The sequence below is a fragment of the Pseudomonas sp. KCJK9058 genome, assembly GCF_046230975.1.
Classification (GTDB): Bacteria; Pseudomonadota; Gammaproteobacteria; order Pseudomonadales; family Pseudomonadaceae; genus Aquipseudomonas; species Aquipseudomonas alloputida.
Map to the genome: position 1 here is coordinate 19,549 of NZ_JBJJLR010000002.1, position 13,122 is coordinate 32,670.

Below are 13,122 nucleotides of genomic sequence, written 5' to 3' on the forward strand. Positions count from 1 at the left end.
CGCTGTATCGATACAGGCCGCACCGCAGGCCCGTGCAGTTACTGGCTAAACGCTGCCGCGACCGATTCGCCGAAGGCTTTCAGGCCTTCTTCAAGCTGGTCGGTCGGGGTGTTCACCGGTGGCATCAGCTTGATGATTTCGCCGTTCGGGCCGCAGCGGTCGACCAGCACACCCGCCTGCAGCACACGCTGCTGGGCATCCTTGGCGAATGCGACGTTGCCGCGACCGAAGTCGATGCCGGCGATCATGCCGCGACAGCGCGCGGAGGCGACGCCAGGAATTTCCGCGAAACCGGCGACCGCGCGCTCCATGGCCGCGCAGTTGGTGGCCAGCAACTTCAGGAACCACTCATCGCGCCAATAGCCGAGCGCGATCTGGGCCGTCAAGAAGGCCAGTTGGTTGCCGCGGAAGGTGCCGATGTGATCGCCCGGTTGCCACACATCCAGCCCGGCGCGAATCAACACGATCGCCATCGGCAGGCCGAAGCCGCCGATCGATTTGGCGCAGGTGATCAGGTCTGGCACCACCCCGGAGCGCTCGAAGCCGAAGAAGTCGCCGGTGCGCCCGCAGCCGGCCTGGATTTCGTCGCAGATGAGCAACACGCCGTGATCGCTGGTCCACTTGCGCAAGCGTTGCAGCCATTCGTTGGAAGCCGGGTAGACGCCGGCCTGGATCTGCACGGACTCGACGATCACCGCCGCTGGCAGCTCCGAGCCGCTGCCCTGGTCGTTGGCCAGGCGCTCGAGGAAGCCAATGCTGTCGAATTCGCCGTAGGGGCTGTCTTCGTACGGCACGAACACCACGTCGGTGGAAAGCCCAGGGCCACGGCGAGTGCGGTTGCCGGTGACGGCCAGGGCGCCGGCGGTCATGCCGTGGTAAGCCCCATAGAACGAGACGACCTTGGTACGCCCCGTCGCCTTGCGCGCTAGTTTCAACGCCGCCTCGACGGCGTCGGCACCGGTCGGGCCGGTGAACTGCACCTTGTAGTCCCAGCCGCGTGGCTTGAACAGGTCGCGCTCGATCGCTTCGAGAAACTGGCGCTTGGTGGTGGTGTGCAGGTCGAGGGCGTGGGTCACGCCGTTGGACGACAGATACGCGATCAAGGCATCGCGCATGCGCGGGTCGTTGTGGCCATAGTTCAGGGCGCCGGCGCCAGCGAAGAAGTCCAAGTACTCGCGGCCGTCTTCGCCCCGGATCTTGCTGCCTTGGGCGGTATCGAACACCAGCGGCAAGTCACGGCAGTACATCCGCACGTTAGACTCGAGCCTTTCGAATGTCTCGATGTTCATGCAAACCTCTTGAAAAATGATCTGGGCTATCTGGGTCGTGGGCGGTCAGTGTTTGAACATCACGTGGCGAACCACGGTGTAGTCTTCCAACCCGTACATCGACAGGTCCTTGCCGTAGCCGGACAGCTTCACGCCACCATGGGGCATTTCGCTCACCAGCATGAAGTGGGTGTTGACCCAGGTGCAGCCGTATTGCAGGCGAGCGGCCAAGCGATGGGCGCGACCCACATCGGCGGTCCATACCGACGAGGCCAGGCCGTAGTCCGATTCATTGGCCCATGCCAGTGCCTGGGCTTCGTCTTCGAATGGCGAAACCGTCACCACCGGGCCGAAGATTTCACGGCACACCACCTCGTCCTCCTGCGTAGCGCCGGCCAGGACCGTCGGCTCGAAGAAGAAGCCGCCGCCCGCAGCGCGCTTGCCGCCGGTGACCACCTCAATGTGAGGCAGTTCCTTGGCACGGTTCACGAAGCCCTCGACACGCTCCAGGTGCTCTTGGGTGATCAGCGGGCCCATCTCGGTCGCCGGGTCATCCTGAAGCCCGCACTTGATGCTGGACACGGCTTCGCCGAGCTTGCGCACGAACTCCAGGTACACCGCCTTCTGCACATATAGGCGGCATGCGGCGGTGCAGTCCTGGCCGGCGTTGTAGAAGCCGAAGGCGCGGATGCCTTCGACGGCGGCGTCGATGTCGGCATCGTCGAAGATCAACACCGGTGCCTTGCCACCGAGCTCCATGTGCATGCGTTTGACGCTGTCGGCGGTGCCTTCGATGATGCGGCTGCCGGTGCGCACGGAGCCGGTCAGCGACACCATGCGTACCTGGGCGTGGCTGGTCAGCGGCTCACCCACCGAGGCGCCGCGACCGTGCACGATGTTGACCACACCGGCGGGGAAGATGTCGGCGAGCAACTCGCCCAGTTTCAAGGTGCTCATCGGCGTGTGTTCCGACGGCTTCAGCACGACGGTGTTGCCGCCGGCCAAGGCTGGGCCCAGTTTCCAGGCCGCCATCAGCAGGGGGTAGTTCCACGGCGCGATGGAGGCGACCACGCCCACCGGGTCGCGGCGGATCATCGAGGTGTGGCCCGGGATGTACTCGCCCGCCGCCGAGCCCTGCAGGCAGCGCACGGCACCGGCAAAGAAGCGGAACACGTCGGACACGGCTGGCAGTTCGTCCTGCAGCACGGCGGTGAACGGCTTGCCGCAGTTGTCCGCCTCCAGGCGGGCGAACACCGGCGCCTGGGCGTCGATGCGGTCAGCGAGCCTGAGCAGCAGTGCCGCGCGGTCCTTGGGCGGCGTTTGCGACCAGGCGTCGTAGGCTGCATCGGCGCTTTGCACCGCGGCATGGACTTGGGCGCGACTGGCTTCGGTGGTCTGTACCAGGACACTGCCAAGGGACGGGTTGTACACGTCGAGGTTTTCGCCTTCGCCGGCCACCAGGGCACCGTTGATCAGGAGTTTGGTTTGCATGTCGATTCTCGCCATTGAACGGCAAGGCCAGGGCCTTGCCTTGTGGTTGTCGTCAGGGCATTCGATAGGAAGCTGGCCGCTACGCCAGCGCGTCGGGCACCGGGTTGCGGAAGAAACTGGTCCGGCAGGCGAGGTAAACCGCGCCCAGGGCGAGCCAGATACAGCCCATGATCAGTGCGTCTTTATCCAGGCTGGCCAGCATCCAGCCGGCCGTGACCAGGCCGATGAGTGGGAAGAGCACGCCGCGCAGCAGGCCAGCGCTGTCCTTGACCTGTGCGTCGAAGGTGAGCCGCAACGCGCAGAGGTTGACGGCGGTGAAGGCGAGAAACGCGCCGAAGTTGACCAGCGACGTCGCGGTGGCGATCGTCAGGCCAAAGCCCGCGGTGCCGAAAATGCCGCAGAGCAGGATATTGAAGACCGGGGTCTTGTAGCGAGGGTGCAAGGCCCCGAACAGCTTGCGCGGCAGTTGGTTGTCCCGGCCGAGGGCGTACAGCAGCCGGCCCACGCTGGCCTGGAACGACATGCCCGCGGCGAAGTGGGCGATGATGATCCCCGCCAGGACCAGCGCGAAGAACAGGTCGCCGCCGATCATGCGGGCGATCTCGAAGGCGGCCCCGTCCACGAACTCGAAGGTGGGGGAGGGGTGCGCCAGGTACATGAAGTACGAGGAGCCGACGTAGACCGAGCCGCCGATCAAGGCGACCAGCAGGATGGCACGCGGCAGCGTGCGACCCGGGTCGCGGGTTTCCTCGCTGAGCGTGGACAGCGCGTCAAAGCCCAGGAACGAGTACGCGGCAATGGCGGCGCCGGCCATGCTGGTGGCGAAGGGCACATCTTGGTTGAAGAACGGCTTGGCCGAAAGCAGCCCACCAGGGCCATTGGCAGCCACGATGTAATGCACGCACAGGCCGATGAACACCACGATGATCGCCAGTTGCGCGCCCATCAACAGCAGGTTGAAGCGGTTGGCGACCTGGATGCCCAGCACATTCAGCAGCGAGGTAGAGACGATGAAACCGGTAATCCACACCCACTGCGGCACATCTGGAAAGGCCATGTTGAGATAGCTGGCGCCAAGCAGCCAGATCAGCATCGGAATGAAGAAGTAATCGAGCAGTGCGGCCCAGCCCACCATGAAGCCGAGGTTGGCGCTGAGCATCTTGCGGGTATAGGTGTAGGCCGAACCGGCTACCGGGAACACCCTGACCAGCCGGCCATAGCTCAACGCCGTGAACACCACGCCCGTCGCCGCGATCAGGTAGGCCATCGCCGTGGTGTTGCCACTGGCCTGCGAGATCACGCCATAGGTGCCGAAGACGATCAACGGGGCAAGGAACGCCAGACCGAACAACAGGACCGAAAACGGGCCCAGGGTGCGCTTCAGCGAAGCGCTGGGGGTTGATTCGCTCATGACTGACAGCCCTCACGATACGAAGTGGTAAGCAGTGGCGACGATTTCACGGTAGGTTTCCACGGTCATCTCCTTCGCATTGCTGCCATCGGAGAAGTTCTTCTTCGACTTTTCAGCGATGGCCAGGAAGTCTTCCTCGCGCACGCCTTTCACCTCGGCGAAGCGGGGGATGCCCAGGTCCTTGCTCATCTGGAACAGGTAGCCGACGGCGGCCTCGGCGGCCTCGACCGGCGAGAGGTTGGGGTCGATGCCCAGTGCGTAGGCGACCTGCGCATGGCGAATGATGTCGGCATCGCGGTTATGGCCGAACACGAAGGGCAGGAAGATCGCGTTGCCCACGCCGTGTGGCGTGTCGTACATGCCACCGATGGCTTCGGAAATGCAGTGCACGCTACCTACGTCCGCATTACCGAAGGCCATGCCGGCGATCAGGCTGGCCGCCAGCATCTGCTCGCGGGCGTGCAGGTTGCCGGGTTCCAGCACGGCGGGCTTCAGGTGTTGGCTGATCAGGCGGATGGCATGCAGCGCCAGGCCGTCGCTGATGGGGTTCGACACGCGGCAGGTGTAGGCTTCGATGGCGTGGGTCAGGGCATCCATGCCGGTTGCGGCGGCAATCGACGCGGGCAGCGTGTCGAGGATATGAGAGTCAAGCAAGGCCAGGACTGGCCCGAGTCGGTAATCATGCACGCTCATCTTGTAATGACGGGCGGTGTCGGTGATCACCGAGAAGCAGGTTACTTCGCTGCCGGTGCCAGCCGTGGTCGGAATGGCAACGATAGGCGGGATGGCATGGGTGAGCGTGAACGACCCTTCGTAGTCCTCGATCCGTCCCTCATGGCTGAGCAGCACGCTGATGGCCTTGGCTGCATCCATGGCACTGCCCCCGCCTACGGCTAACAAGCCATCGATACCTTTGCCGCGATATCGCTGCGCGATCTGATTGACGTCCTCGCTGCGCGGATTGGCCTTGATGTCCGACACTTCCTCGAAGGCGATGCCTGCCTTCTCCAGGCTGGCGTAGACGCTGTCCAGCAGGCCCGCCGCCTTGACCCCAGGATCGGTCACGATGAGCACGCGGGCCAGGCCAAGTGAGTGCAGGTGTTCACCGGTGCGCTCGCGCAGACCAGGTTCCATCACGATTTTGCTGGGGAGTAAAAACTTGAAGTCCATACGTACCTCTTGCTCAATTGTTGTCATTGTTGAAAGGGCAGTAGAGGAGCACCTGCGCCAGGCCGTGGATAACAGCTCAAGCGGGTGATGTGTGGCCTGGCATTTCGCGCAAGCCAGCATTTTGTTGTTCTTGGTTTTGCTTGAACCTGGTCGAAGGCCTCCTTCGGGGGGTAAAAAGAGGGGCGGCCAAGCTGCACGCCCCTGAAAGGGTGATCGTGCTACAGCATGTGTCCTGCCAGCAGGGACAGCAGCGTGCCGGACAGGCAAGGTGGGAAGTCGTGCCCCATCCCTGGCAGCAGCACCAGGCTGGAACCACGGATAGCTGCTGCCGTGGCGTACCCGCCGCTGGTCGCGACCATGAGATCTTCATCGCCATGGATGACCAGGGTGCGGCAATGAACCCGTTGCAGTTCCTGGGTGCGGTCGCCGGAATTGATGATCGCGCCGATCTGCCTGGCCGTGCCGATGTTGCTGGCCTCGCCACCGCCTCGCTCCCAGGCCAACAGGGCATAGTCACGGAAGGCGGGCTCATTCCATTCCAGGGTCGAGCCGATCAGGCGCATGATGTCCAGGTAGTCGCGAACGCTTTCCTGCTCGCTGCGCGGCGGGCGGCGCAGCAACTGCCGAATGGATTTCAACGCCGGCTGGCCGACGCGCAGCGATCCGGTGGTCGAGAAGATCGAGGTGAGCGTCCTGATACGCTCGGGGTAACGGGCAGCGAGGATCTGGGCGATCATGCCGCCCATCGACATGCCCACCACGTGCGCCGTTGCCAGGTTCAGGCCGTTCATGAGCCCGATCACGTCATTGGCCATGTCACCCAGGTCATAGCCGGGGGTGCGCTTGCGCAAGAACTGCTGCATGGCCGTGGGAGGCACTACGTCGGTGAAGAACGACCGGCCCGAGTCGCGGTTGTCCAGCGTGATGACGCGAAACCCCCGCTCGACCAGGCCGGCGATGATCGGTTGCGGCCAGTAGGTCAATTGCAGCCCCAGGCCGACGATGAGAATGACCGCAGGCGCCGTTTCGAGCCCGTGGCTGCGATAGCAAATAGGGCGCTTGCCAGGCAGTTCGCAGAAGCGGTCGGGGCTCATCCGCGGCTACCCTGTTGTTGCAGCTCGACGTTCGCGCACCGGGGCGTGCTGGGTACGGAGGAGAACGCTAGGCACTTGTCAGCCACAGCGCCGCGGCGCAGGAGTTTGGTATCGCGGAAGTAATCCATCGACATCACCCAGGGCTCGCTTGGCCCTTGGCGCGGAATGCTGTCCAAGGCGCGTTGCACATAACCGGCACCGAAATCCAGCAGAGGGCGGGTCTCGATCCCGTCTGGCGCCCGGGGTTCGCAAACGTTGTAGCCGTGGTTGTCCATGAAACCCAGCAAGCGACAGAAGTGATCGCACAGCAGGCACACTTTCAAGGTCCAGGAGGAGTTGGTGTAGCCCACCGCGAACGCGAAGTTGGGTACACCGGATAGCATGGTTCCTTTGTAGGCAAGAGTGTCGCTCAGCACCACTGGCTTATCGTCCTTGTACAGACTGATCCCCCCGAACATCTGCACATTCAGCCCCGTGGCGGTAATTACGATGTCAGCTTCCAACGCCTTGCCGGATTTCAGCAACAGACCGGATTCGGTGAACCGCTCGATATGGTCGGTGACGATGTCGGCCTTACCCGCGCTGATCGCCTTGAACAGATCGCCTTCAGGTACCGTGCACAAGCGCTGGTCCCAAGGGTTGTAGGGCGGATTGAAATGGACGTCGACCGGGTAGCCTTTCGGCAGCTCCTTGCGCGTCAGCCACAGCAGCAGTTTGCGGGAAAGCTTGGGGAAGCGCTGGCAGAAGGCCCAGAAGGCCAGGGTGATCCTGGCGTTCTTGTAGCGTGTCAGAGAGTAAGCGGTTTGCTCGGGCAGGATCTTGCGCAGAAACGCCGCAACCGCATCATTGGCTGGTTGGTTGATGATGTAGGAGGGCGTACGCTGCAGCATGGTGATGCTGGCGACTTTGTCCGCCATCGCCGGAATCAGGGTCACTGCCGTCGCGCCGCTGCCAATCACTACGACACGTTTGCCCGTGTAATCCAGGTTCTCTGGCCAGTGTTGCGGATGAACGATCTGCCCCTTGAACTGTTCGGCTCCCTCGAAGCGGGGGCTGAATCCTTGGTCGTACCTATAGTAGCCGCCCGCGCTGAACAGCCAGCGACATTCGATTGTGCGGGCCTGCCCCAGGTGACCGTCCTCCACCCGCACCGCCCACAAGCCCTTGTCCGTTTGCCAGTTCGCCGAGATGACTTTCTGCTTGTACTGGATCAAGGACTCCAGCTCATGCTCGTCGATCGCTTCACGCAGGTACTCGAGAATGTCTGCGGCGTCCGCCAATGATTTCGCCTTGGTCCAGGGCTTGAAGTCGAAGCCGAAGGTGTACAGGTCGGAGTCAGAGCGGATGCCGGGATAGCGGAACAGGTCCCAGGTGCCGCCCATTCGCTCACGAGACTCGAGAATCGTGAAGGTCTTGTGAGGCTGATGGCGTCGCAGATAGGCGGCCGCGCCGATGCCAGACACACCGGCTCCCATGATCAATATATCGAGTGGCTCAACCGGAAGAGCAGTGTGCGAGGACATAGGGCTTCCCATTATTGTGTTATAGGGGGTGATCTTTTGACTTGATCATTTGACCATGATGAGACGACAGATTACCCGGGGCAAGGTGCAAAATGCACCGAGAAGCAATTTTTTTGGGATGATTTGAACCTGGTGGGATTGGGGTAGGGGGTATTGCGCGTCGGGCGACTCCAGGTTTTGGCGTCGTTATGACAGGGCGGTATGTGGGTTTGGGTGGCAAGAGGCGACAGTCCGTTTGTCTGTCAGACCCTATGGATACCGGATTGCCGTGTCACACCGGACCACGGCAATCTGAATGACGTCTCAGTAGCTGGCCACCAGCAGCTTAACCGCCTGGCAAGCCGTTTCTGTCTCAGCCTCCAGGCGTTCGAGGTTGCCGTGGGCGGTCCAGGAGAGAAGCAAACCATCGAAAAGGTTGATGAGCAGCCGACTGACTGTGGTGCGTGCGGCCTGATCCAGCGCATCGCCGGTCGCCTTCTGGATGGCCTGTTGGGTGGCTTCGATGGAAACGGTATAGATCTTCGCTGCCATTTCCGGGTCATTGCGCAGGTTCCAGAAGAACAGCTCGAACTGGGTTATGGCCCGTTCGGGGTGTGCGATGAACCACTTGACCAACTGGCGCAGCATTTCCCCTACCGATTCGGCGGGGAGAGCGTTTGCCGGAGCCTGCAGCGATTGCTGCGGCATGTTGATCAAGGACTCGTAGACCGCATAGAACAAGTCTTCCTTGGTGTGAAAAACGTAATGCAGCGAGGCCAGCGGCGAATCTGCCGCTGCCGCAATGCGCCGCGTCGTGGCGTTGGCTATGCCGTGTTCTGCGATCACCCTGATGGTCGCTTCAATGAAATCCTGTCTGCGTTCTTCCGCGCCTATCCGAGCCATTCAGCGTTCTCCCCTTTTGGCCTTGCGCCAACCGCCGGGTCCGGCGTCGGCGGTGACGAATGCTATCGCAAAGTCCTGGCCCAATCCATGAGATGAGTCGATGCAACCCTTTCCGTCTGCGGTCTTGCCGTCGGTATGTGGCCATTGCCCAGAGGCAGATGCTGACTGCCGTACCTCACCGAGGCCGGGGCAGTGGCGAGGTGGTAAAAAAACCAGATCAAATGACTTGATCAAATGACTATATTCAATAATCATGGCAATGCCGAGCAGATCATTACGGGCTTCGGCAGCGGCATAAGAGGTTGCTGTGGTGGTTGCGCCGGTGGGACGAGGCGGTTGCCCGGGCTCGCTGGATAGAACAATGAAAAACCGGACAGGTAGAAGGCAGATGGATACACAAAAACTCTCGACGGTCACCAGTGATGCGTCGGTGGAACAAGTGGTGGAAATCATTCGGCGTGACGGCGGGGTCATCATTGCTGATTTCGTCTCGCCAGAGACGCTCAAGTGCCTCACCGAAGAGCTGGACACCTACTTGAATGTCACGCCCTGCGGAGAAGACCCCTATTTCGCAGGCATGCAGACCCGTCGTATCGGTCGCATCATCGGGCGAAGCGATACGGCGGTGGAGGTGGCACTAAACCCGTTGTTCATCGGCGCGGCCAGGCAGATCCTGCAGACACCAACCCATGTCTGGGTGGGCAGCGACCGCATCGAGATGGCACCTGACATTCAACTCAGCATTACCCAGGCCATTCAGATCGGCCCGGGCCAAGGCCTTCAGCCCCTGCACCGCGACGATGCCACCTCGCTGTGGCGACATCCCCATTTCGGGCGCGAGGCCCGTCTGCAGATCATGCTGGCCATCTCGGACTTCACCGAAGAGAACGGTGCCACGCGCGTTATTCCGGGCAGTCATCAATGGGATGACGAGCGCGGGCCGACCCAGGAAGAAACCATCGCCGCCGAGATGAAAGCAGGCTCTGCGCTGTTGTGGCTGGGGTCGGTCTATCACGGCGGTGGCGCCAATACCACAGCGTTTCCTCGTACTGGTCTGACCATGGCCTACGACTTGGCCATCCTGCGCCTCGAAGAAAATCACTTCCTTTCCATTCCCATTGAACGGGTTCGCCAGCTCCCCGCAGAAATGCAACGCCTGCTGGGCTGGAGTGTGAGCTCCACGCTGCTGGGCTGGGTGGAAATTGATGGCCAGATGCGTGACCCACAAGAGCTCTTGGGCATGCCTGCTTTTTCCGAACCGGGAAAAGGCTTCTGAGATCCTGAGTTTACACAGCCTGCTGCGTATTGAATTTCTGCCCTTTTGGGCGCAACCAAGGAGATGACACCATGGCGTTCTCAATCGACTCGAAAGTTGGCGAGCTGCTGGATAACAGCACTACGAGCCAGATCCTTGAAAAGCACCTGCCCGGTATCGGTAAACACCCACAAATTGGCATGGCCCGTGGCTTTGCCTTAGTGACGGCGGCAAAATATTCTGGCGGGTTTATTTCTCAGGAAACGCTGAATAAAATCGACAGCGACCTGAGGTCTCTGGTCGACTAATCGCGGCCATGCTGACCTGCTCGTATAACTTAAGTTACCGGTGCAGGTCAAATAATTCAGCCCGTATTTCCCCGCTGATTGGGTTTGCAATAGTCGTCCGATTGGTTGCCGATTTCGACATGCAGTGTGATGTCGATCCTCAGATTGAGAGAGGCTGTTCTCGTGGAACTGATAGAAGTGAGTATCCTGGGCTCATGTATATTGCTAATCATCTGTGGCTTGTATTATGGGGCGGCATTCATCGGGCGAAGAAATTATCTGCTCGGCGGAGAGTTTTTGATTGTCGGGATATCCGCAACGAATTTCGCGATCTTCCTCGTTACGGGCTGGCTGGCAAATTATAACGTTGCCATATTCCTCGATGCTTTTTCCCGGGGCGTTGGTATTCCTGTTATTGCAACGCTTGGCTTGATGGCGGTAACGCACGATTACAAGCCGTCCCCGGTGAATGACATTGTGTTTTTCCTGGCGGGCTTTACGGTTGCAGCCATTTACTTCATGTCGAGTTCATTCAAGCAGTTCCTGCCTTATTTTTATATGGTGATGTGGCTGGCTTACACAGCGTACCTGGCCTATTTCATTTGGCGACTGGTTTGTGCCAGAGAGCTTCTGCATGCGCTGGCTACCACCTTGGGCGGAGTGGCGGGGCTAACGATAGCATTCCGGTATGACTTCTTTCCGATTCCGGGTGACGATTCAAAGGTGGTATTCATGACCTTTGCTTTCTTGACTTGGTCGTACTCGATTGTGCAATCGTTCTATGCCTATGGTGCACTTCAGCGTTCTAGAAGTGCCTCAGTTGAGGCGTTACTCAATGTTCGTTGAATTGAGCGGCGCAGGTGCGTCGTTGTGCCGCCAATCCCTTGATTCGAAGTAACTCCATGTCGGGCCATAGGCCCGCTTCTTTACCGCCTCCAGGGGCGGTTTTTTTATGGGTAATTGATTCATTTCCATGGTTGGGTTTCCAATGGAAATATTTAAGGCTTGCTCAATGTAAACGGCAGCTTGCAATGGGTAAGTATAATTAGCAATGCATCATGGTTGGGCATGCGCTGGTAACACATGTTTCTTTACTTCCCATTAAGGTGCAGGCATCTGAGGAACATAGATCGCCACTATCGACTAAATACCTGATTTATCTAACTTAATCATTCCACGAGACTTCTGGCATGTGGATTGCTTTCTGATCACCCGACATGGTCACGTGACCATGTCAAATGATCAGCTTGCGATAGGTGCCCATTTCCGTGTGGATGGTCGGGTTGCCGGTCCAGGCCCTTTGTTCGAGGAGCCTCCAATGAAAGAAGTATCTACAGGGCAGAAAGACGACATGTCCGCCGGCTGTATTTTCAGGCAGCTGCTGGTTACCCTCGCGGTATCGACCGCGATGTGCTCGGTACAGGCCGCACCCCAGGGGGCCGGGGAGCTGGGTTCGAAGCTGACGCCATTGGGCGGTGAGGTGGCTGCTAGTTCAAGCGGGGATATTCCGGCCTGGACTGCTCCGGGGCCGCAAGGGGGGGGCTGGAGCTATGGCCAGGTGCGGGGGGACCACTGGAAGTTCAAGGATGACAAACCCCTCTACAGCATCGACTCGAATAGCGTGGCGCAGTATGCGAGCAAGCTGTCCCCCGGCCAGCTCGAACTGTTCAAGAAGATTCCGGGCTATCGCATGGAGGTCTACCCGACCCGCCGCACCTGTGGCGTACCGGACTTCGTGGCGGATAACACGCGGCAGAACATTGGCTTCGCCAAGCTCGACTCCACAGGGGTTGCCCTCGAGGACGCCCATGTGCCGGGCATCCCGTTCCCTCTGCCCAGTACAGGCGCAGAGGTGATGTGGAACATGAAGATGCGCTATCGCGGCCTTGGTGTCGAGATTCCCAAAAGCATTTCAGGCATTTCGCCGCGCAAGGGTGGGGAGTGGTTACGCCAGTCGTCAGACACCTTTTTCTTCACGCCCTGGGGAAAGAAAGGCAGTGCACTTTTTTCGTCCATTGGCCGCTTGGAAAACGCCACGTTCTCCAGTTACCGGGAGCCAGCGGCGCTGGCCGGCCAGGCTGGTGTGCAGACGACTGTAGCCGGCGAGCAGGCCACCACCTTCTACTATTTCCCCGGCCAGCGTCGGGTCAGGCGCATGCCATCGTATTCCTACGACGCTCCGCAGATCGGGCTGGACAACCAATACACCGTCGATGAGGCGAACGTGTTCTTCGGAGCCATGGACCGCTTCGATTGGAAACTGATCGGCAAGCAGGAGCTGCTGGTGCCGTACAACGCCTTTGGCGCCTATGACACCGCAGCCAAGGTGGAAAGCTTCGCCGGCGACGATTCCATCGCGCCACAGTCGCGCCGCTACGAATTGCATCGTGTCTGGGTCGTCGAGGCCAATGTTCGCCAGGGCATGCGCCACCAAGCACCCAAGCGCCTGTTCTACATCGACGAGGACAGCTGGAACCCGTTGCTGGCCGTTGACTATGACAAGCAAGGGCAGATCTGGAAGGTGCGTGAAGGGTTCTCGATCCCCGTCTACGAGACCGGCGCGTGCGATGTGCAGGCCCAGGTCCAGTACAACCTCGCCGATCATCGTTACCTGTTCGACATGACCTCGATCGGCGCGGGCAAGAACGATATTCGCTGGCTCACCGAAGACAGTGGCAACCCTCGCCTGAAACGCGACTTCTTCACCTCCGACAACCTGCGAGCCATCAGCGAGCGCTAAA

Annotated in this window: 11 protein-coding genes; 4 read left to right on the forward strand and 7 right to left on the reverse strand. The window is 60.4% G+C overall.

Features of this window, described 5'->3' with window-relative positions; all coding sequences use genetic code 11:
* Positions 1-38 precede the first annotated feature (38 nt).
* The 7 genes from ACK59Z_RS01895 to ACK59Z_RS01925 form a co-directional block, all read right to left on the reverse strand.
* Complete coding sequence (locus ACK59Z_RS01895; protein ID WP_326431166.1) at positions 39-1,289, reverse strand: diaminobutyrate--2-oxoglutarate transaminase; 1,251 nt, start codon at positions 1,287-1,289, stop codon at positions 39-41.
* A 45-nt stretch (positions 1,290-1,334) separates the two neighbouring features.
* Positions 1,335-2,759: a gamma-aminobutyraldehyde dehydrogenase gene (locus ACK59Z_RS01900; RefSeq protein WP_409292180.1), complete on the reverse strand. Its 1,425-nt coding sequence runs from the start codon at positions 2,757-2,759 to the stop codon at positions 1,335-1,337.
* Between the two features lie 79 nt (positions 2,760-2,838).
* Complete coding sequence (locus tag ACK59Z_RS01905; protein ID WP_409292182.1) at positions 2,839-4,170, reverse strand: APC family permease; 1,332 nt, start codon at positions 4,168-4,170, stop codon at positions 2,839-2,841.
* A 12-nt stretch (positions 4,171-4,182) separates the two neighbouring features.
* The gene (locus ACK59Z_RS01910; RefSeq protein WP_326431169.1) at positions 4,183-5,340 is read right to left on the reverse strand and encodes an iron-containing alcohol dehydrogenase; all 1,158 of its coding nucleotides are present in this window, start codon (positions 5,338-5,340) and stop codon (positions 4,183-4,185) included.
* Between the two features lie 218 nt (positions 5,341-5,558).
* Positions 5,559-6,434 (reverse strand): alpha/beta fold hydrolase, encoded by an 876-nt coding sequence (locus ACK59Z_RS01915; RefSeq protein ID WP_054905271.1) that lies wholly within the window; start codon positions 6,432-6,434, stop codon positions 5,559-5,561.
* Entirely contained in the window at positions 6,431-7,957 is a 1,527-nt protein-coding gene (locus tag ACK59Z_RS01920) for an NAD(P)/FAD-dependent oxidoreductase (protein WP_326431170.1), read from the reverse strand. The genes ACK59Z_RS01915 and ACK59Z_RS01920 overlap by 4 nt, the downstream gene beginning before the upstream one ends.
* 303 nt (positions 7,958-8,260) lie before the next feature.
* Positions 8,261-8,839: a TetR/AcrR family transcriptional regulator gene (locus ACK59Z_RS01925; RefSeq protein WP_326431172.1), complete on the reverse strand. Its 579-nt coding sequence runs from the start codon at positions 8,837-8,839 to the stop codon at positions 8,261-8,263.
* Between the two features lie 388 nt (positions 8,840-9,227).
* On the opposite strand from ACK59Z_RS01925, the gene ACK59Z_RS01930 reads away from it, so the two are divergent.
* The 4 genes from ACK59Z_RS01930 (at position 9,228) to ACK59Z_RS01945 (ending at position 13,121) form a co-directional block, all read left to right on the forward strand.
* Complete coding sequence (locus ACK59Z_RS01930; protein ID WP_409292375.1) at positions 9,228-10,115, forward strand: phytanoyl-CoA dioxygenase family protein; 888 nt, start codon at positions 9,228-9,230, stop codon at positions 10,113-10,115.
* Positions 10,116-10,186: 71 nt separating this feature from the next.
* A complete protein-coding gene (locus ACK59Z_RS01935) occupies positions 10,187-10,402 on the forward strand; it encodes a hypothetical protein (RefSeq protein WP_054905267.1) in 216 nt (71 codons plus the stop codon).
* A 177-nt stretch (positions 10,403-10,579) separates the two neighbouring features.
* The gene (locus tag ACK59Z_RS01940; protein ID WP_143492640.1) at positions 10,580-11,227 is read left to right on the forward strand and encodes a hypothetical protein; all 648 of its coding nucleotides are present in this window, start codon (positions 10,580-10,582) and stop codon (positions 11,225-11,227) included.
* A 472-nt stretch (positions 11,228-11,699) separates the two neighbouring features.
* Positions 11,700-13,121 (forward strand): DUF1329 domain-containing protein, encoded by a 1,422-nt coding sequence (locus ACK59Z_RS01945; RefSeq protein WP_192440026.1) that lies wholly within the window; start codon positions 11,700-11,702, stop codon positions 13,119-13,121.
* The last annotated feature ends 1 nt before the right edge of the window (position 13,122 follow it).